We start from the raw sequence: 18172 nt of genomic DNA, 5'->3' as shown, positions 1-18172 counted from the left end.
TCCGCGGTCTGGTGACCGCCAGTGAACACCGATGAGAACACTGATGAGCCCATACGCGCATCACATGTATTCCGCGAGCACCTCTCAGCCACCGGCCGAAGCACCACGGGCCGACATCCGCTGAGACGCTGCGCCTGCTCCGGCCGGACCGGCCATTTCCTCCATCAGCATGCACCGGCACATCCAGACCCAAGGAGTTCCATGACCACCACCGCTCTCCGCGTTCCCAAGCCGCGCAGCGTTTCCCGCACCACGCCGGCCCGTACGAAGAACACCCGGACCACCGAGGTCACCGGCCTGCTCGACCGGGCGGGCAGGAACACGGTGATCCGGACGAACGGCTACCTGCCCGGCCCGAAGGACGTGACCGTCCCGGCCGCGCTCGCGGACGCGCTCGACCTGCGCCGCGGCGACCACGTCCGCGGCATCGCCCAGAACGGCACGCTCACCGCCGTCACGGTCGTGAACGGCGGGCCCGTCGACGCGGCAGGGGACACCACGCGGCCTCACTTCGCCGACCTCGTGCCGATCCACCCCGACGAGCGGCTGCGCCTGGAGACGACGCGCAACGTGCTGGCCACGCGGGCCATCGACCTGTTCGCGCCGATCGGCAAGGGCCAGCGCGGCCTGATCGTCGCCCCGCCGAAGGCCGGCAAGACGATGCTTCTCAAGGCCGTTGCGAACGCGATCACGACCAACCACCCCGAATGCCACCTCATGGTCGTCCTGGTGGACGAGCGGCCCGAGGAGGTCACCGACATGCGCGAGTCGGTCCGGGCCGAGGTGATCGCCTCGACCTTCGACCGTGCGCCGCAGGACCACATCGCGGCGGCCGAACTCGCCGTCGAGCGGGCCAAGCGGCTCGTGGAGGCGGGCCGCGACGTCGTCGTGCTCATCGACTCGATCACCCGCCTCGGCCGGGCGTACAACATGGCCGCGCCGAGCGGCGGGCGTGTGCTCACGGGCGGCATGGACGCCCGCGCCCTGCACCAGCCCAAGAAGGTGCTCGGCGCCGCCCGCAACATCGAGGACGGCGGCTCGCTCACGATCCTCGCCACCGCGCTGGTCGAGACCGGCTCGAAGATGGACGACAACCTCTTCGAGGAGCTCAAGAGCACCGGCAACATGGAGCTGAAGCTGAGCCGGAGCCTGGCCGACCGCCGCGTCTTCCCCGCTGTCGACGTCGTCGCCTCCGGCACGCGGCGCGAGGAACTGCTGCTCCACACCGCGGAGCAGCCGCTGGTCTGGCGGCTGCGCCGGGCGTTGCAGGACCACGAGGCGTTCGAGCGCTTCCTCACCTCGATGAAGAACACCGGCTCGAACGCCGAGCTCCTCCTGGCCCTGGCGAAGGGCTAAATCCCGATCGGATGCCAGACGGTCTTGGTCTCCAGGAACGCCGTCATCCGCTCGATGCCGGGGTCGGCGAGCCAGTCCACGCGATCGGCCGGCGGCCGGAGCACCCGCTTGAGGTTCTCCGCGGCCAGTTCCTCACACGTGACGGCCAGCTCGGGGCCGGCGCCCGTCAGGTCGATGCCGTTGACGTCCATGTGGCCCGCCAGCCAGGGGGCGATCTCGGCGGCCGAGCCGGTGAGGATGTTCACCACCCCGCCCGGCAGATCGGAGGTCGCCAGCACCTCGGCCAGCGTGATCGCCGGCAGCGGCGCGCGCTCGGAGGCGACCACCACGCAGGTGTTGCCGGTCACGATCACCGGCGCGATCACGTTCACCAGTCCCAGCAGCGGTGCCGCAGGAGGGGCCACCACCGCGACCACGCCCGTCGGCTCCGGGCTCGACAGGTTGAAGTACGGCCCGGCCACCGGATTGGCCGACCCGAGGACCGCGCCGATCTTGTCGGACCAGCCCGCGTACCAGACCAGCCGGTCCACCGCGGCGTCCACCAGCTCGCCGGCCTTCTTGACCCCCACGCCGTCGGCGTCGCCGATCTCGGCGGCGAACTGGGCGCGGCGGCCCTCCAGCATCTCGGCGATCCGGTACAGGATCTGACCCCTGTTGTACGCGGTGGCGCCCGACCAGCCGGGGAACGCCTTCCGCGCGGCCGAGACCGCGTCCCTGGCGTCCTTGCGGGAGGCCCTGGCCGCGTTGGCGAGGAAGTCGCCCTTGGAGGAGGTCACGACATACGACCTTCCGCTCTCCGAACGCGGGAACGCGCCGCCGATGAACAGCTTGTACGTCTTGCGCACACTCAGGCGTTCGGTGCGCTCACTCATCGAAGGTTCCAATCTCCAGTGGGCGGGCCGGCTGGTAGGTCTGGCCGCACCGGCACACGCCGCCGCGGTGCGCGAACCAGCCGTGCCGTACGGCGAAGCGGGAGGAGCGGCGGCCCCGGGAGAAGCCCTCCCCGGCCCCCGCGCGGGCCCGCCGTACGAGGCGGCGGCGCTGCCCGTCATCGCACCTGCTGAACGACTGGCCGGACGGCCGGCCGGAGTGGTGATCACAGCGCAAGGTAGGCCTCCAGACCGTGCCGCCCGCCCTCGCGGCCGTAGCCCGACTCCTTGTAGCCGCCGAACGGCGAGGTGGGATCGAACCGGTTGAACGTGTTGGACCAGACGACGCCGGCCCGCAGCCGGGACGCCATCCACAGCATGCGCGAGCCCTTCTCGGTCCACACGCCCGCCGACAGCCCGTACGGCGTGTTGTTGGCCTTCTCCACCGCCTCGGCGGGGGTGCGGAAGGTCAGCACCGACAGCACCGGCCCGAAGATCTCCTCCCGGGCGATGCGGTGCGACTGGGCCACGCCGGTGAAGACGGTGGGCGGGAACCAGTAGCCGCGGTCGGGGATCGGGCAGGCGGGCGACCACCGCTCGGCGCCCTCGGCCTCCCCGGCCTCCGACAGCTCGCGGATCTTGGCAAGCTGCTCGGCCGAGTTGATCGCGCCGATGTCGGTGTTCTTGTCCAGCGGGTCGCCGAGCCTGAGCGTGCCGAGCCGCCGCTTGAGCGCCTCCAGCAGGTCGGCGGCGATCGACTCCTGCACCAGCAGCCGCGACCCGGCGCAGCAGACGTGGCCCTGGTTGAAGAAGATGCCGTTGACGATGCCCTCGACGGCCTGGTCCAGCGGCGCGTCCTCGAACACGATGTTGGCGGCCTTGCCGCCGAGCTCCAGCGTGAGCTTCTTGCGGGTCCCCGCGAGGCTCCTGGCGATGAGGCGGCCGACCTCGGTCGAGCCGGTGAAGGCGACCTTGTCCACGCCCGGGTGGTTCACGAGCGCCGCGCCCGTCTCGCCCGCGCCGGTGACGATGTTGACGACCCCCGGCGGCAGGTCGGCCTGGCGGCAGATGTCGGCGAACGCCAGCGCGGTCAGCGGCGTGGTCTCGGCCGGCTTGAGCACGACCGTGTTGCCGCAGGCCAGCGCGGGCGCGATCTTCCAGGCCAGCATGAGCAGCGGGAAGTTCCACGGGATGACCTGCCCGGCCACGCCCAGCGGACGCGGGTCAGGACCGAACCCGGCATAGGCCAGCTTGTCGGCCCAGCCGGCGTAGTAGAAGAAGTGGGCGGCGACCAGCGGGAGGTCCACGTCGCGGGACTCCCTGATCGGCTTGCCGTTGTCGAGCGTCTCCAGGACGGCCAGCTCACGCGCCCGTTCCTGGATGATCCGGGCGATCCGGAACAGGTACTTGGCCCGCTCGGCGCCCGGCATGGCCGACCACACGGGGAACGCCTTGGCCGCGGCCTGCACCGCGCGGTCGACGTCGGCCTCCCCCGCCCACGCGACCTCCGCCAGCACCTCCTCGGTGGCCGGGTTGACGGTCTTGTGGCGCTCCTCGCCCTGCGGCTCGACCCACTCGCCGTTGATGAACAGGCCGTACGACGGCCGGATGTCGACGATGTCCCGCGACTCGGGCGCGGGTGCGTATTCGAACATGGCTCAGTCCAGCCCTCAGTCCAGCGTGAAGTAGTCGGGACCGGCGTACCGGCCGGTGGCCATCTTCTGCCGCTGCATGAGCAGGTCGTTCAGCAGCGAGGAGGCGCCGAGGCGGAACCAGTCGGGGTGCAGCCAGTCCGGCCCGGCGGTCTCGTTGACCAGCACCAGGTACTTGATCGCGTCCTTGGTGGTGCGGATGCCGCCCGCGGGCTTCACGCCCACCTTGCGGCCGGTCGCGGCCAGGAAGTCGCGCACGGCCTCCAGCATGACGAGCGTCACCGGGAGGGTCGCGGCCGGCGAGACCTTGCCGGTCGAGGTCTTGATGAAGTCCGCCCCGGCGATCATCGCGAGCCAGGAGGCCCGCCGCACGTTGTCGTACGTCGCGAGCTCGCCGGTCTCCAGGATCACCTTCAGATGCGCGTCGGCGCAGGCTTCCTTGGTGGCGACGATCTCCTCGTACACCTTGAGGTAGTCGCCGGCGAGGAACGCGCCGCGGTCGATCACCATGTCGATCTCGGCCGCTCCGGCGGCCACGGCGAGGGACGTCTCGGCGACCTTCACCTCCAGGGAGGACCGGCCGCTGGGGAACGACGTGGCGACGGAGGCCACCTTCACGCCGGACCCGGCGAGGGCCTCGACGGCGGTCGCGACCAGATCGGGGTACACGCAGACGGCGGCGACCGGCGGCACCGACGCGTCGGTGGGGTCGGGCCGCACCGCCTTGGCGCACATCGCCCTGACCTTGCCGGGGGTGTCCGCGCCTTCCAGGGTGGTGAGGTCGACCATCCCGATGGCCATGTCGATGGCCTGCTTCTTGGCGGTCGTCTTGATGGATCGCGTGCCCAGCATCGCGGCCCGGGCGTCCGCCCCGACCCGGTCGACCCCGGGCAGTCCGTGCAGGAACGCCCGCAGCGTCGAGGGTGAGGAGGCGACCTCCGCGAGCGGAGTAGTCATAGTTGGCACGAGACCAGCATCCCCGACCAGTCGGAATGATTCCAAACCCGGGGATCCCGGCCTCCCTAAGGCATCGCCTTACCCGCCTTAGAAGCCCTACGCCACCGGGCCATGCCAGAGATAGGGCATCCGCCCGATGTGCCGCACCACGCCTTAGACCGAACCTTGAGGAGTACGGAAAGAGACCCCGAAACAAGGAGACCACGATGGGTCCCGAACTCCACTACCAGGTAATGATCAGCCGGGTTGCCGAGCTCCAGGAGGAGGCCGCCAGCCACCGCCGCGCCCGCCAGGCGCAGGCGGACAGGAAGGCTCAGCAGCGCTCCGGCCAGCGCCGGCTGCGTGCCGCCTTCGGCAAGCTCCGCACCTCATGAGACGCGTACGAAGGCCCGGCCGGACCCTCCCTCCCGGCCGGGCCTTTAAGCCGCCGTGACATGAGGCAGCAAAAATCATGCGAAGCCACGCAAAGGGTCATGACATGCTTGACGACATGACACGCCGGGCGGTGAGCCCCGTCTTCGTCGGGCGGGGCGTGGAGCTTGAAACCCTGGGCGAGGCCTACGACCAGGCCGGAAAGCAGATCACCGCGGCGGTGCTCATCGGCGGCGAGGCGGGCGTGGGGAAGACCCGCCTCGCCGGCCGGTTCGCCGAGCAGGCCGCGCAGGACGGCGCCCACGTGCTCGTCGGGGGCTGCGTGGAGCTGTCCGCCGAGGGCCTGGCCTACGCGCCGTTCACCGCCGCGCTGCGGCAGCTCGTCAGGGAGTGCGGCGCGGCCGAGGTCGCCGCCCTGCTGCCCGACGGCGCCGCCCGCGACCTGGCCAGGCTGCTGCCCGAGTTCGGCGAGCCGAGTGGCGACGGGGAGACCGAGTCGGCCCGCGCCCGGCTGTTCGAGCTGATCCTCGCCCTGCTGGAGCGCCTCGCCGAGCGGCGGCCGGTGGTGCTCGTCATCGAGGACATCCACTGGGCGGACCGCTCCAGCCGGGACCTCATCGCGTTCCTCAGCCGCAACCTCAAGTCGGCTCCCGTCCTGATGGTCATGACGTACCGCTCGGACGAGTTGCACCGCACCCATCCCCTGCGGCCGGTGCTGGCCGAGCTGGGGCGGGTCGACGGCGTGGTCCGGGTGGACCTGCCCCGCTTCACCCAGGACGAGGTCGCCGCGCAGATGGCCGGGATCCTCGGGGTGACCCCCGAGTTCGCCAAGGTGGACCGGGTCTTCGAACGCAGCGGCGGCATCCCGCTGTTCGTGGAGGCGCTGCTCGACTGCGGCGACGAGCGCTCGTTCCCCGACTCGCTGCACGATTTGATCATCGGCTCGGTGGAGCGGCTGCCCGAGGAGACCCAGCGGGTGCTCCGGGTCGCCGCCGCCGGGGGCGTACGCGTCGGGCACGACCTGCTCGCGGCGGTCAGCGGCCTGTCCGACGTGGACCTGGAGGACGCGCTGCGGCCGGCCATCGCGGCCAACGTGCTGCAGGTGGCCGACGGCGGGGCGTACGCGTTCCGGCACGCCCTGATCCGCGAGGCGGTCCACGACGAGTTGCTGCCCGGCGAGCACGCGCGGATGCACGCGCGGTACGCCGAGGAGATCGACCGCGACCGGACCAGGGTGCCCCCGGGCCGGGCGGCCATCGAGATCGCCCATCACTGGTACTCCGCCCGCGACGACCTGTGGGCGCTGATCGCAGCCTGGGAGGCGGCCGAGAAGGCGGCCAAGTCGTTCGCCTACACCGAGCAGATCCAACTGCTCGAACGCGTGCTGACGCTGTGGGACAAGGTCCCCGACGCCGCCGAGCGCATCGGCCACGACCACTGCACGGTGCTGGAGCGGGCCTCGGAGGCGGCCTTCCTCAGCGGCGAGATGGAGCAGAGCCAGAAGTACGTGCGCGGCGCGCTCGCCGAGCTGGACGAGCGCACCTCCCCCGAGCGGGTGGCCGAACTGCTGGTCCGCATGGCCAACGTGAAGGCGCACAAGGGCAAGCCGGGGAGTCTGGAGGACCTGCGGCGTGCCGAGCGGCTGGTCCCTCAGCCGGGCGACGTCCGCGCGCTCGTGCTGACCCGGCTGGGCCAGGGACTGATGTGCGCCGACGGGGTCGCCGAGGGCACCGCGCTCACCGAGGAGGCGCTGCGCATCGCCCGCGAGATGGGCGACGAGGTGCAGGAGGCCGACCTCCTGATCAACCTCGCGCTCGGCCACTCCATCAACGGCGACCTGGAGACCACGTTCGCGACCAACGAGCAGGCGCTGGCGATGGGCACCCGCCTGAACTCGCCCCGCATCATCCTGCGCGCCCTGGCGAACAACGTCGACGCTCTCGACAACCTCGGCCGTTCGGAGGAGGCCGTGGCGCTCGCGCTGGAGGGCGAGAAGCTCGCCCGGCGGTACGGCAGGTTCCGCCACCAGGGCACGTTCATCGCCAACAACCGGGCGGAGGCGCTGGAGTCGCTCGGCCGGTGGGACGAGGCCGTCGAGATCATCGAACGGTCGCTGACGATGGGGCCGACCCTGCGCAACCGGTGGCACATGCTGCGCGTCCGGGCGGACATCGCGATCGCGCGCGGCGAGGAGGACCTGGCGCAGGACATCCTCACCGAGGTCGGCGCCTTCTCCCCGCACCGGGACGAGCAGACGCAGGAGTGGACGAACAACGCCCGCCTGCGTCTCGCGTGGCACCTGCTGCGCGGCGAGCCGCTGGCGGCCCTCGACGTGCTGGAGGCGGCGCTGGACGACCCGCCGCTGGCCCGCAAGGCCATGCTCGCCGGGCGGCTGCTCGCCTCGGTCCGGTACGTCTGCGACGCGGCGGCTCCGGTCGCCCCCGACCGGGTGGCGCATGTGCGGGAGCTGGGCGACCGTCTGGCCGTCAAGTTGGGCGACGGGCCGGTGAACGAGGCGTTCGGGCTGGTCTACCGGGGCGAGTTCGACGCCGCGGCCGAGGCGTGGCGGCGGCTGGGCCGTCCGTACGTCCGGGCCAAGGCGCTGCTGCACGGCGCCATGGCCGCCGCCGCGGGTGGCGACCGCGAGGGGGCCTCGGCGCGCCTGCGTGAGGCCTGCCCGCTCGCGGTCGCGCTGCGCGCCACCCCCCTGGTCACCCAGATCGAGACGCTGGCCCGCCGCGTCGGCTCACCGCTCTCAGACGCCGCGCCGTCCGAGCCCGTACGGCAGGCCGAACTGACCCCCCGCGAGCTGGAGGTGCTGCGCCTGGTGGCGGCCGGGCGCAGCAACCGGGACATCGCGGCCGAGCTGTTCATCTCGGCCAAGACCGTCAGCGTGCACGTGTCGAACATCCTGCCCAAGCTGGGCGTGTCGACCCGCGGCGAGGCCGCCGCCGCAGCCCACCGCCTGTCCCTGCTCGACTAGGCGAGCAGGGGTCAGGCGAACAGGGATCAGGCGAACAGGGGCTCGGCCAGCAGGAGCACACCGAAGACGGCGAACGCCGCGGCCGCGCCGTACTTGATCCACTTCTCGGGCAGGCGCGCGCCGAGGAACCGGCCGACCAGGATGGCCAGCGCGTCGGCGGCGACCATGCCCACGGTCGAACCGACCCACGTGCCGAACCAGCCGTGCTGAGTGGCCAGCGTGATGGTGGCGAGCATGGTCTTGTCGCCCAGCTCGCTGAGGAAGAACGCCACGGCGACGGCGATGAACGCGTTGCGGGTGGTCTTCGCCGCCTTGCCCTTCTCCTCCTCGGTGAGTTCGTCGCCGCGCAGCGTCCACGCCGCGAAGGCGAGGAACGCGAGCCCGGCGATGATCGAGATGGCGGTGGTGGGGAGGGCGTCGCCGACGACCCTGCCGAGGCCGACGCTGACGAGGTGGACGAGCGCGGTCGCGGCGGTGATGCCGGCCAGCACCGGCCCCGTCTTGAACCGGGTCGCGAAGGTCAGGGCCATGAGCTGGCTCTTGTCGCCCAGCTCGGCCACGAAGATGACGACGAGGGAGATCCAGAGGGCTTGCACGGGTCGCCTTCCTAGAGGGGAGGTGCGACCGGGCCGCCGTACGACACCCGGGGAGTTCGGGCACGACTTCGGCCCGGCAGCATGTGATCATGACTGTCGGGCCGAAGGTCTCGTCCGCCACGGGGGCTCCACGACCGGGCGTACGAATCGCCAGTGTGTCGATCAGTGGATTTCGGACTACTCCCCTCCGGTGTTCTCCCAGTCTAAGGGAGCTAAAGACGCGCTCCCACCAGTACGGGCTCGTTGACGAGCCACACCCCGAACTTCTCGTGCACGCCGTCGCGCACCTCGCGGGCCAGCGCCAGCAACTCGGCCGCGCCCGCCTCGCCTGAGGGGTTGGTGAGGGCCAGCGTGTGCTTGGTCGAGATACGGACCCGGCCCTTCTCGTAGCCCTTGGGGAACCCGGCGTTCTCGATCAGCCAGGCCGCCGGCACCTTGACCATGCCGTCGGGCAGGTCCCAGCGCGGGTGGCCGGGGGCCCGCAGCGCCAGGGCCGCCGCCTCCTCCGGGCCGAGCACGGGGTTGGTGAAGAACGACCCCGCGCTGCGCGTGTCCGGGTCGTCGGGGTCGAGGACCATGCCCTTGCCCCGCCGCAGCTCCAGCACCGCCTCCCGCGCGTCGGCCAGCGGCACCCGCGCGCCGATCTCCACGCCGAGCCGGACGGCCAGCTCCCGGTACGCCACGGGCCCCGACAGCGGGGAGCACTCCAGGGCGTAGGTGACGGCCAGCACCATGTGCCGGCCGGGGTCGTGCTTGAACGCGCTGTGCCGGTAGGCGAAGCCGCAGTCGGCCGCCGTGAGGTCCCCCACCTCTCCGGTCATCCGGTCGTACACCCGGACGCCGGCGACGGTCTGCGAGACGTCCTGCCCGTACGCGCCGACGTTCTGGATCGGGGTGGAACCCACCAGCCCGGGAACGCCCGACAGGCACTCGACCCCCGACCAGCCCTCGGCCACGCAGCGGGCGACCAGGGCGTCCCAGTCCTCCCCCGCCTGCACGGTGACCAGCGCACGCCCGTCCTCGACCGTGACGTCCACACCCCGGGTGGCGACGCGCACCACGAGCCCGTCGAACCCGTCGTCGGACACGACCAGATTGCTGCCGCCGCCGAGCACCAGCACGGGCTCGCCCGCACGGTCGGCCTCGGCCACGATCGCGACCAGCTCGTCCTGCGTCTCCGCCTGCGTGAACGCCCGGGCCGGTCCGCCCGTCCGCAGCGTGGTGTACGGGGCGAGCGGCACCCCAGCCAACCGGTCAGCCATCGGTCTCCTCGCACGTCCGGTCCCGGCTCGACGCGGCCGGGAAGGGGACGCCGAGGCGAGCCGCGGACCGTGACAGGCGCAATCCGGAACGTCCCGACGAACAGGATAGTCGGGACCTGCTCTTCGATCCGCGCAGCCGGCGCGGGGCGGTTATCCGCGGTCCTCGCGCTCCGCCTCGGCGATCGACTCGTCGATCCTCGACGTGGCCGAGCTGCCGTCCCACAGGAGCTGGGAGGCGACCATCGACGCCTCCCCCGAGGGGGTCAGCGCGGTCTCGATGGTCCCGCCGGGCGCGACGTCCCGCTCGACCTCGGTGATCTCTTCCCGGCCCGCGGCTCCGGCGGCCTCCCTGGCGTTCTCCACCCGCGGGCGTGGCATCGCGCCGCCGTGGGCGTCGCCGGCCTTGCCGGGGTCCTGGGTCTCCGCGGCGACGCCCGCGACGTCGCCGGTGCGGTCGGCTGCACTGTCTCGCTCGCTCACGATCCGACCGCTACCCAGCACCGCCACGGCCAATCGGGCCCGACCGAGAGAGGCCGGTCAGGAGAGACCCGTCAGGAGAGCTGGACCACCGCGCGAGCCTTGGACAGGACGCGGGCGTCGCCGGACTTCGCGGTCAGCGCGACGACGACGCGCTTGTCCTCGCGCTTGTCCTCGACGATCCCGCTGATCGTGATCGTCGCGCCGTTGTCGTCGTCCGGCACCACGACCATGGACGAGAACCGGACGCCGTACTCGACCACCGCGCCGGGGTCGCCCGCCCAGTCCGTCACGAACCGGCCGCCCTGCGCCATCGTGTACATGCCGTGCGCGATGACGTCGGGCAGGCCGACCGCCTTGGCGTGCCGCTCGTTCCAGTGGATGGGGTTGAAGTCGCCCGAGGCGCCGGCGTACCTCACCAGGTCCACCCGGCGGACCCGGTACTCGACGGCCGGGATCTCCTGGCCGGTCTCCACCTCGTCGTACTTGACCGTCGCCGCCATGATCAGGCCGCCCCTCCCCGCTCCACGATGATGTTGTACGTCCGGCAGACCAGCTCGCCCGAGGTGGTCGAGACGTCGCTGCGCAGGGTCAGGAACTCGTTGCGGCCGACGCTGCGGATCTCCGCGATGGTCGAGGCGCACACCAGCTCGTCGCCCGCGTGGATGGGCCGCTCGTACTCGAACCTCTGCTCGCCGTGCACGACCATCGCGAAGTTCAGCCCGAGGTCGGGGTCGGCGAGCGCGTCACCGGTCCCGAGAAGGCTGAACACGATGGGGAACGTGGGCGGCGCGACGACGTCCGGGTGCCCCGCGGCCACGGCGGCCTGCCTGTCGTGGTAGATCGGGTTGGGGTCGCCGATCGCGGTGGCGAACTCGCTGATCTTCACGCGGCTGACCTCGTAGGGCGCGGACGACTCGTACGTCCGCCCGACGAAATCGCGGTTCAAGGGCATCGGCCGGGCTCCTTCGGATGAGCTGGGTGAGCCGTACCGTAACAGAACGATCGTCGATGGGCGTGCTCCGGACACGACAAACCGGCGCCCCAGGAGGGGAACGCCGGTGTCGGAAGTGCGTGCGGTTCGTGCCGGAACCTAGCGGGTCTCGCGGTGCGCCCGGTGCGTCTTGCAGTTCGGGCAGTACTTCTTCAGCTCAAGCCGATCCGGGTCGTTGCGCCGGTTCTTCCGCGTGATGTAGTTGCGGTGCTTGCACTCCTGGCAGGCCAGCGTGATCTTCGGCCTAACGTCTGCGGCAGCCACGTGGGAGTGCCTTTCTGCGTTCGGGACTACTGGACAACCCACGCCGGGGCCGCCTTCATCGAGGTGACCCGGCAGGGTAGTAGCGGAGGCCGGACTTGAACCGGCGACACAGCGATTATGAGCCGCTTGCTCTGCCTGACTGAGCTACTCCGCCTTGGCCGGAAACTGCATCCGGCCACGCAAGGATACCCGACCTGTACGGCTATTCGCGCATCGGGATCAGCCATGATCGAGGTCGGTCTTCCGGCGAGGACGAGGAGTCCCCACCAAGCCGAAAGCCCCACCCTGCAGCGCTCAGTCAGAAACACTGCTTGGATAGGACTTCCCGACTAGAGCCCCCAAACGGAATCGAACCGTTGACCTTCTCCTTACCATGGAGACGCTCTGCCGACTGAGCTATAGGGGCGGGTCCGCCTGCCGCTCTCGCGCTGCGGACAGGTGTAACCATACACGGCCACGGCGGTGTGTGCGAATTCGAATCTCCTCCGGCGCACGGTTCAGGGGCACGGTTCAGGGCGTCGGCAGCACGCCGGACAGATCGGCCTCGGGACGGTGCCGGACAGGCACGTCGGCGGTGACCGCGTACCGGCTGAAGTAGCCCTTGCCCTTGACCGGGATCACGCTGCTCAGCGTCACCGTGGCGGCGTAGGGCGCGTCCGCGCACTCGGGCAGGCACCAGGTGCCGCTGAGCCTGCCCGCGCCGGTCGCCCGGGTCGGCCCCCAGGTCCGCCAGGTGACCCCGCTCATCGTGCTGAACTCCGAGAGCACGAGGTTCGCCGGCCGCTGCTCGGCCCTGCCCCGCTCGGAGTTCTGGAGGTTGAGCACGTACACCGGCGTCTCGGCCGCCGAGCCCGTGGGCGCCGAGCCGCAGCCGCCGACGGCGACGGCGACGCAGAGCGCGGTGACAGCGACAGACAGGCTGACGGGCACACAGACAGGCAGGCGCATCGATTCCCCCTCGGCACTCTGAGTGCCCAGGCCCCGCCGCTGTTACGCCTGTGACCGGCCTACTTGGCGGCCGTGCGGGCGTCGCCGGCCCTGGCGGGCAGCGGGATCACCTCGCACAGGTCGGCGAGGTCGACATATCGGGCGACCTCCTCGACCGAGAGGCAGTCGGCGACCACCTGACCATGGCGCCGCACCCGCAGCACCTGGCGGTCGCAGCGGTACGCGGGGACGATCTCGTAACCGTCCGGTCCCACCCATCGGCTGTCCATAGGGGAACAAGCTATCGGGTCTTCCCCACGCCTATCTCCCGTCCCATGGGAATCGCCTTAAGTAGGGTCTTAATCGACCCCAAGTGCCGGGCCGCACAGTGAGCGTGACGCACCACCGTTCCCACGTTCACGAAGGGCCCTTCGATGTCCGACACCCCCAACCTGCTGGGCTTCCGCATCGCGCACCGGGCGATGCGCACCGACTCCCGGCGCCTCGCCGACGTCACCGCCGAGATCGCCGCGGGCCGGCGGCCGTGCGGCCCGGAGCGCGCCGCCGCCATCCGCGAGTACGCGACCAAGCTGTGCCGCGGCATCCACCATCACCACAAGGCGGAGGACGACCATCTGTGGCCCCTGCTCGTCCGCTCGGCGGGCGCCGAGATCGACCTGAGCGAGCTGAGCGAGGACCACTCCGAGCTCGACCCGCTGCTGGAGGAGATCCAGGCGGTCGCGGGCGACCCGGCCGAGCTGGCCAAGCCGCTGCGCCGGCTGGCCGACCTGCTCGACGAGCACATCCAGGAGGAGGAGCGGACGATCTTCCCGATCATCATGCGGCACGTCTCCGGCAAGGACTGGGAGGAGATGGAGCAGCATGTGCGCAAGGGCGGCGACGTGCGCTTCGAGCTGCCCAGGATCGAGCAGCACGCGCGGCCGGAGGAGCTGGCGGAGCTGCGCAAGCTGGCCGGGCCCGTCCTGGTCGTCATGCTGGCGCTGATGCGCCGCGCCCACCGCCGCCGCGAGCGGCTCATCTTCGGCGCCGCGTGAGCGCCCGGCGGGCGGCCTCCTCCCAGTGCGGGGAGCCGACCTGCCGGGCGACCTCGGCTGCCCGCAGGTAGTGGGCCTCGGCGTCGCCGGACCGGCCGAGGAACACCGCCAGGTCGCCGAGCGTCCGCGCGACCGGCCCGAGCGTGACCGAGCCCGAGTGCAGGCCGGCCAGCTCGCCGTCGGACGACAGCAGCAGGCGGTAGCACTCCTCGGCCGCCGCCCGGTGGCCGAGCGCGATCGCGTTGTCCGCGCGGAGAGCCATCAGCACCAGCCAGTAGTAGTCCCGGCGCGGAAGGCGTCCGGGCGACCAGACCACGCGGGCCTCCTCCAGACGGCCGGCGCCGACGAGCGCCCGCGTGTACAGCTCGCACAGGTCCTGCGGCTGGCGTTCCCAGAGAGCGGCGAGCTCCTCCACCGACTCGTGGATCCGCCCAGCCGCCAGCTTGACCACGAAGCGGCCGACCGTTCCCACGATCGCGCCGTTGGCGTCGCCGGTGCGGGCCAGCCGCTCCCCGAGCTGCGTGTAGACGCTCTCCGCCCGCTCGAACTCGCCCCTGACCAGCAGGTGCAGGGCGTCGAGGAAGGCGAGGATGCCGAGCGCCAGGCCGAGCTGGCCACTCGTCGACAGCTTCATGGCCTGATCGGCGTGCCGGCGCGCCGTGGTCCAGTCGTTGCGGCTGAGCGCGACCATGAGCAGCGAGAAGTGGCCGAGCGTCTGGTAGCCGAGGAGCCCGGCGGCGGCCGAGGCGGCCAGCAGGTCGTGCCCGAGCGTCTCCAGGTCGTCCCGCCTGTCCGGGGTCAGGCAGACCCAGTAGCGGGCGTTGAGCGCCATGCACCGCAGGCGGAGGTCGCCGAGGCCGTCGGCGATCGCCAGTGCCTCCGCGCTGGCCGCCTCGATGCGTTCCGGGTCGTGTCCTTCCAGCGTGTGGCAGAGGGCGACGAGCATCCGGCAGCGCAGCTTCCCGGCCTCCGCGGGCAGCGACTCCTCGATCGCCGCGGCGAGATCGGCGTCGAGCGCGCGGCCCGGCTGGATGGTCCAGATGACCGGCGCGTCGAGCGAGGACACCGCCCGCGCCACCGCGCCACGGTCACCCATCTGGCGGGCCGTCGCGAGCGCCTTCGTCCGGTTGCCCACCGCCGTGATCACGTCGCCCGCGTGCGCCTGCGCGGACACCAGGCGGCACAGGAGGTCGAGGCGAACGTCCCGGGGCGCGTCGCTCGCCCCTTCGCTCAGCAGGTCGAGCGCGCCCAGCGCGCCCTCCAGCAGCGCCGCCGCCTCCCTGTGCGCGTACAGCGCGGTCGCCTGCCCGGCGGCCCGCGCCGCGTACTCGGCCGCCGTGCGGGCGGTCGCGGTCGTCGCGGCGGCGAGCGCGTGGTGCCCGAGCGCCCCCACGTCGCCCGGGCGCACCCGCTCCAGCGCCGCGAGGACCTTGCCGTGCATGCGCGTACGGCGCAGCCGCGGGATGTCCTCGTACAGCGTCTCGCGGACGAGCACGTGGGCGAACCGGACGCGGCCGGGGCGCGGCTCCTCCAGCAGGCCGGACAGCACGCCGGCCTCCAGGCCGTCGAGCACGGTCTCCTCGTCGGCCCCCGGCATGGCGATCAGCACGTCGGCGTCGGCCTCCCGGCCGAGAACGGCCGCGTTGCGCAGCGTCGTCTGGGCCGTCGCGGGCAGCCGGGCGAGACGCCGGCGGATGAGGTCGCGCACGCCGGGCGGCAGCGCGTGGGCCGCCGACGGGCCGTCCACCGCGAGCAGCCGGGCCGTCTCGGTCACGAACAGCGGGTTGCCCCCGGTCCGCTCGGTGACCGTGCGCACGGTGGCCTCGTCGACCTCCGTGCCGGAGCGGTCCGCGAGCAGGCGGGCCACCTCGCGTTCGCCGAGACCGCCCAGGGTGATGTTCTCCGCCGCCTGCACGGCGAGCGCCGCGCCGGTGGCCGTGAGGTCGTCGCCCGCCTCGGCCGGCCGGTGCGTCAGCAGGACGAGGACAGACGTCCGCGCCAGGCGGCCGGCCAGGTGGCGCAGGAGCTGGAGGGTCTCCTCGTCGGCGCGGTGCACGTCCTCCAGCACGATCAGCAGCGGTCCCGGCACGCCCTCCAGGTAGTCGCCGGCCGCCCGCGCCAGCCAGAACTGGCCCACGGGCGCGGCGTGGTCGGTCAGCAGGGGCGCCAGCCGGGCCGCGGTCCCGGGTTCGGGCGGGCAGGTCGCGGACAGGTCGCGCAGCACCTCGCTCCACGCCCACGCGGGCGGCACGCCGCCGGTCGTCTCGGGGCAGCGGCCGACCACGGTCTGCCAGCCGCCGGCCGCCAGGCGGCGCACGAGCGCGTCGGCCAGCGTGCTCTTGCCCGAGCCCGCCTCGCCGCCGAGCCAGGCGATGCGGAAACCGGCCCTGGCCTGCTCGGCCGCGGCGGCCAGCCGGGACAGCTCCGCCGTACGGCCGACCATGCGGACGGGCTCGGGCTCGGGCTCGGGCTCGGGGTCGGGTGTGGGTGCGGGAGCCGGGACCACAGGGGCCCGGACCACGGGGGCCCGGACGGCAGGGGGCACGTCGAGCGACGCGGCCTGCCCGAGGATGTCCGTCTCCACCGCGCGCAGGGCGGGCCCGGGATCGACGCCGAGCTGGTCGGCCAGCAGGTCGCGGGTCCGGCGCAGGACCGCCAGCGCCTCCCCCTGCCGACCGGCCCGGTAGTAGGCGAGCGCGAGCAGCCGTACGGCGTTCTCGCGCAGGGGATGGGCGGTGAGGTGGCGCTCCAGCTCGGGGACGACCTCGGCGTGGCGGCCGAGCGCGAGCCCGGCCTCGGCGCGATACTCCACGGCGACCGCCCGGAGCTCGTCCAGGTGGACCACCTCGGGAACGGCCCACTCCTCCTCGGTGAACTCCGCGTACGCCGGGCCGGTCCACAGCGCCAGGGCCTCGTCCACGACCTCCAGCGCTCGCGCGGGCCGCCCTTCGGCGAGCAGGCCGGCGGCGGACTCGACCAGCCGGGGGAAGCGCCAGGCGTCCACGTCGCCGGGTTCGAGCGCCAGCCGATAGCCGGGTGGAGCGCTGACCAGCACGCGGGCGGCGGCGCGGGGGGCGCGGCCCGGCTCCAGCACCCGCCGCAGGTTCGAGACGTAGACCTGGAGCGCGCCCAGCGCGCGCGGCGGCGGCTGGCCCCGCCACAGGTCGTCGACGAACCGGTCGGTCGACACCACGTGTCCCTGGGCGCAGACCAGCCGGGCCAGCACGGCGCGCTGGAGCGAGGTCCCGAGGTCCGCGGGGCGCCCGTCGACCTCCGCCGCGATCCGCCCCAGAACCCGCAGTCTCAGGTCCACGGTCATGATCAGGCCGGATAGTGGTAGTAACCGAGCAGGTCGTCCAGCACGGACACGTCGTCCATGCGGATGCGCGTCCCGGTGGCGAACGCGTTGATCATCTTTCCTCCGCCGACGTACACCCCGACGTGGTGGGTTCTGCCGGGTCTGCCGTAGAAGACCAGGTCGCCGGGTTGCGGCACGTCCACCCGGCGCAGCCTGCCGATGTGGTCGTCGGTGTTGCCCGGGCCGAGCACGTCGCCGCCGAACGCCCGGCCGTACACCCATCGGGTGAACCCCGAGCAGTCGAAGCCGCGCGTCCGGCGAGCCGGGCAGGGCTTGACCGAGCCGGTGTACCCCCGGCACGTCCCCTTCGACGGTCCGGGCCGCGCCGCGTGCCCGCCGCCCCACGAGTATGGCAGGGCGCCCTGCGCGGCGTACGCGACGGTGACGGCCCTGGTCAGTTCCTCGTTGAGCGGCGCCGATCCCGCGGCGGCCAGCGCGACGATTCCCCCGATCACAACCAGCCGGCGCTTCAGGGCCCGCTTAACCCCCATGGATCGTGACAATAGTCACTCATCCCTTTCTTGACCATGGAAGCTTTACTTCACCCGATCGACGCCCCGGAGGGGGATTGTTACCCTGAGTACGGCTCATCTCGTACGTTCATCGGCGTGTCGGTCGAAGCGCTTCGTCTGTCGCCCCGGACCTCCCCGTCCCGCTCCCCCGGTGGTCCCCGGCGCCAAGGAGAGCGAAGGGAACCACCGTGGAGACGTGGACGGCACAACCCCCTTCCCCCACCCGCTGGTGGGTGCTCGGGCTGCGCGGAGAGCTGGATCTCCACTCGGTGCGGCACCTGCGCGAACCGCTGCTCACCCAGATCGAGGCCCGCGGCCCGTGGCTGGCCCTCGACCTGAGCGAGGTCCGGTTCATCGACACCACGGGCGTGGGGCTGCTCGTGCGCCTGGTGCACAACCTGCGCGACAGGGACGGCGACCTGGCGCTCATCGCGCCAGGCGGCCAGGTGCTGCGAATCCTGCGCTGGACGAACCTCACCCGGCTGTTCCGCGTCCTCGACACCGCCGACGCGCTGGACGACTGATCGGGCAGGATCAG

19 protein-coding genes and 2 tRNA genes are annotated in these 18172 nt (G+C 72.2%); 5 read left to right on the top strand and 16 right to left on the bottom strand.

The genetic code is table 11. From position 1 onward, the window contains the following. Nucleotides 1-201: 201 nt before the first annotated feature. Nucleotides 202-1356 carry a transcription termination factor Rho gene (gene rho / locus ABZ857_RS40490; RefSeq protein ID WP_357055000.1) on the top strand — a complete coding sequence of 385 codons (1155 nt, stop codon included), beginning with the start codon at nucleotides 202-204 and terminating at the stop codon, nucleotides 1354-1356. On the opposite strand, the gene ABZ857_RS40485 is transcribed toward rho, so the two are convergent. Genes ABZ857_RS40485 through deoC form a run of 4 tightly spaced genes read right to left on the bottom strand, consistent with a single transcriptional unit; the run spans nucleotide 1353 to nucleotide 4834 of the window. Beyond that, nucleotides 1353-2228 carry an aldehyde dehydrogenase family protein gene (locus ABZ857_RS40485; RefSeq protein ID WP_357054997.1) on the bottom strand — a complete coding sequence of 292 codons (876 nt, stop codon included), beginning with the start codon at nucleotides 2226-2228 and terminating at the stop codon, nucleotides 1353-1355. The genes rho and ABZ857_RS40485 overlap by 4 nt on opposite strands. Then, the gene (locus ABZ857_RS40480) at nucleotides 2221-2463 is read right to left on the bottom strand and encodes a hypothetical protein (protein ID WP_357054994.1); all 243 of its coding nucleotides are present in this window, start codon (nucleotides 2461-2463) and stop codon (nucleotides 2221-2223) included. Before ABZ857_RS40480 ends, ABZ857_RS40485 begins: the two co-directional genes overlap by 8 nt. After that, nucleotides 2453-3880: an aldehyde dehydrogenase family protein gene (locus tag ABZ857_RS40475; RefSeq protein ID WP_357054991.1), complete on the bottom strand. Its 1428-nt coding sequence runs from the start codon at nucleotides 3878-3880 to the stop codon at nucleotides 2453-2455. Before ABZ857_RS40475 ends, ABZ857_RS40480 begins: the two co-directional genes overlap by 11 nt. A gap of 15 nt (nucleotides 3881-3895) precedes the next feature. Further along, complete coding sequence (gene deoC / locus ABZ857_RS40470; RefSeq protein ID WP_357054988.1) at nucleotides 3896-4834, bottom strand: deoxyribose-phosphate aldolase; 939 nt, start codon at nucleotides 4832-4834, stop codon at nucleotides 3896-3898. Nucleotides 4835-5040: 206 nt separating this feature from the next. Here deoC and ABZ857_RS40465 point away from each other — a divergent pair, with 206 nt between their 5' ends. After that, complete coding sequence (locus tag ABZ857_RS40465) at nucleotides 5041-5208, top strand: hypothetical protein (RefSeq protein ID WP_357054986.1); 168 nt, start codon at nucleotides 5041-5043, stop codon at nucleotides 5206-5208. Nucleotides 5209-5324: 116 nt separating this feature from the next. Then, a complete protein-coding gene (locus ABZ857_RS40460) occupies nucleotides 5325-8189 on the top strand; it encodes an AAA family ATPase (RefSeq protein ID WP_357054983.1) in 2865 nt (954 codons plus the stop codon). Nucleotides 8190-8215: 26 nt separating this feature from the next. Here the strand turns inward: ABZ857_RS40460 and ABZ857_RS40455 are convergent, their stop codons facing one another. From ABZ857_RS40455 to ABZ857_RS40410, 10 genes are all read right to left on the bottom strand, one after another. Beyond that, a complete protein-coding gene (locus tag ABZ857_RS40455; protein WP_357054980.1) occupies nucleotides 8216-8785 on the bottom strand; it encodes a TMEM165/GDT1 family protein in 570 nt (189 codons plus the stop codon). 212 nt (nucleotides 8786-8997) lie between these two features. Next, the gene (locus tag ABZ857_RS40450) at nucleotides 8998-10047 is read right to left on the bottom strand and encodes a UDP-N-acetylmuramate dehydrogenase (RefSeq protein WP_357054977.1); all 1050 of its coding nucleotides are present in this window, start codon (nucleotides 10045-10047) and stop codon (nucleotides 8998-9000) included. A 150-nt stretch (nucleotides 10048-10197) separates the two neighbouring features. Then, nucleotides 10198-10527, bottom strand: a complete 330-nt coding sequence (locus ABZ857_RS40445) for a hypothetical protein (protein ID WP_357054974.1) — start codon at nucleotides 10525-10527, stop codon at nucleotides 10198-10200. Nucleotides 10528-10598: 71 nt separating this feature from the next. Beyond that, nucleotides 10599-11027, bottom strand: a complete 429-nt coding sequence (locus ABZ857_RS40440; protein ID WP_357054972.1) for a MaoC family dehydratase — start codon at nucleotides 11025-11027, stop codon at nucleotides 10599-10601. Nucleotides 11028-11029: 2 nt separating this feature from the next. Further along, nucleotides 11030-11479, bottom strand: coding sequence for a MaoC family dehydratase N-terminal domain-containing protein (locus tag ABZ857_RS40435; protein ID WP_357054969.1), 450 nt, complete (start codon nucleotides 11477-11479; stop codon nucleotides 11030-11032). Between the two features lie 138 nt (nucleotides 11480-11617). Beyond that, entirely contained in the window at nucleotides 11618-11782 is a 165-nt protein-coding gene (rpmG, locus tag ABZ857_RS40430) for a 50S ribosomal protein L33 (RefSeq protein ID WP_030510782.1), read from the bottom strand. Between the two features lie 80 nt (nucleotides 11783-11862). Then, nucleotides 11863-11936, bottom strand: a tRNA-Met gene (locus ABZ857_RS40425). Between the two features lie 179 nt (nucleotides 11937-12115). Next, nucleotides 12116-12188 (bottom strand) — tRNA-Thr (locus tag ABZ857_RS40420). A gap of 104 nt (nucleotides 12189-12292) precedes the next feature. Then, nucleotides 12293-12730, bottom strand: a complete 438-nt coding sequence (locus tag ABZ857_RS40415) for a hypothetical protein (protein WP_357054967.1) — start codon at nucleotides 12728-12730, stop codon at nucleotides 12293-12295. Nucleotides 12731-12789: 59 nt separating this feature from the next. Next, on the bottom strand, nucleotides 12790-12999 hold the full coding sequence (locus ABZ857_RS40410; RefSeq protein ID WP_357054964.1) for a transposase: 210 nt from the start codon (nucleotides 12997-12999) through the stop codon (nucleotides 12790-12792). A gap of 144 nt (nucleotides 13000-13143) precedes the next feature. On the opposite strand from ABZ857_RS40410, the gene ABZ857_RS40405 reads away from it, so the two are divergent. Beyond that, nucleotides 13144-13764, top strand: a complete 621-nt coding sequence (locus tag ABZ857_RS40405; protein ID WP_357054961.1) for a hemerythrin domain-containing protein — start codon at nucleotides 13144-13146, stop codon at nucleotides 13762-13764. Here the strand turns inward: ABZ857_RS40405 and ABZ857_RS40400 are convergent. Together ABZ857_RS40400 and ABZ857_RS40395 are read right to left on the bottom strand one after the other, a co-directional pair. After that, nucleotides 13745-17083 (bottom strand): BTAD domain-containing putative transcriptional regulator, encoded by a 3339-nt coding sequence (locus tag ABZ857_RS40400; protein WP_357054958.1) that lies wholly within the window; start codon nucleotides 17081-17083, stop codon nucleotides 13745-13747. The genes ABZ857_RS40405 and ABZ857_RS40400 overlap by 20 nt on opposite strands. 2 nt (nucleotides 17084-17085) lie before the next feature. Beyond that, nucleotides 17086-17613: an NlpC/P60 family protein gene (locus tag ABZ857_RS40395; RefSeq protein ID WP_357054955.1), complete on the bottom strand. Its 528-nt coding sequence runs from the start codon at nucleotides 17611-17613 to the stop codon at nucleotides 17086-17088. Between the two features lie 209 nt (nucleotides 17614-17822). On the opposite strand from ABZ857_RS40395, the gene ABZ857_RS40390 reads away from it, so the two are divergent. Beyond that, nucleotides 17823-18158 carry an STAS domain-containing protein gene (locus ABZ857_RS40390; RefSeq protein ID WP_357054952.1) on the top strand — a complete coding sequence of 112 codons (336 nt, stop codon included), beginning with the start codon at nucleotides 17823-17825 and terminating at the stop codon, nucleotides 18156-18158. The last annotated feature ends 14 nt before the right edge of the window (nucleotides 18159-18172 follow it).

The organism is Microbispora sp. NPDC046933 (assembly GCF_040644635.1).
In the GTDB taxonomy this organism is placed as follows: Bacteria; Actinomycetota; Actinomycetes; order Streptosporangiales; family Streptosporangiaceae; genus Microbispora.
Note: the sequence above shows the minus strand (reverse complement) of the source record. Positions and strands in the feature narration are given on the sequence as shown.

Excerpts from the sequence above, each read along its gene's own strand:
- rho (WP_357055000.1), top strand. The coding sequence starts at position 202 with ATGACCACCACCGCTCTCCGCGTTCCCAAGCCGCGCAGCGTTTCCCGC.
- ABZ857_RS40485 (WP_357054997.1), bottom strand. The coding sequence starts at position 2,228 with ATGAGTGAGCGCACCGAACGCCTGAGTGTGCGCAAGACGTACAAGCTG.
- ABZ857_RS40475 (WP_357054991.1), bottom strand. The coding sequence starts at position 3,880 with ATGTTCGAATACGCACCCGCGCCCGAGTCGCGGGACATCGTCGACATC.
- deoC (WP_357054988.1), bottom strand. The coding sequence starts at position 4,834 with ATGACTACTCCGCTCGCGGAGGTCGCCTCCTCACCCTCGACGCTGCGG.
- ABZ857_RS40465 (WP_357054986.1), top strand. The coding sequence starts at position 5,041 with ATGGGTCCCGAACTCCACTACCAGGTAATGATCAGCCGGGTTGCCGAG.
- ABZ857_RS40460 (WP_357054983.1), top strand. The coding sequence starts at position 5,325 with ATGACACGCCGGGCGGTGAGCCCCGTCTTCGTCGGGCGGGGCGTGGAG.
- ABZ857_RS40450 (WP_357054977.1), bottom strand. The coding sequence starts at position 10,047 with ATGGCTGACCGGTTGGCTGGGGTGCCGCTCGCCCCGTACACCACGCTG.
- ABZ857_RS40440 (WP_357054972.1), bottom strand. The coding sequence starts at position 11,027 with ATGGCGGCGACGGTCAAGTACGACGAGGTGGAGACCGGCCAGGAGATC.
- ABZ857_RS40435 (WP_357054969.1), bottom strand. The coding sequence starts at position 11,479 with ATGCCCTTGAACCGCGATTTCGTCGGGCGGACGTACGAGTCGTCCGCG.
- ABZ857_RS40415 (WP_357054967.1), bottom strand. The coding sequence starts at position 12,730 with ATGCGCCTGCCTGTCTGTGTGCCCGTCAGCCTGTCTGTCGCTGTCACC.
- ABZ857_RS40410 (WP_357054964.1), bottom strand. The coding sequence starts at position 12,999 with ATGGACAGCCGATGGGTGGGACCGGACGGTTACGAGATCGTCCCCGCG.
- ABZ857_RS40405 (WP_357054961.1), top strand. The coding sequence starts at position 13,144 with ATGTCCGACACCCCCAACCTGCTGGGCTTCCGCATCGCGCACCGGGCG.
- ABZ857_RS40400 (WP_357054958.1), bottom strand. The coding sequence starts at position 17,083 with ATGACCGTGGACCTGAGACTGCGGGTTCTGGGGCGGATCGCGGCGGAG.
- ABZ857_RS40395 (WP_357054955.1), bottom strand. The coding sequence starts at position 17,613 with ATGGGGGTTAAGCGGGCCCTGAAGCGCCGGCTGGTTGTGATCGGGGGA.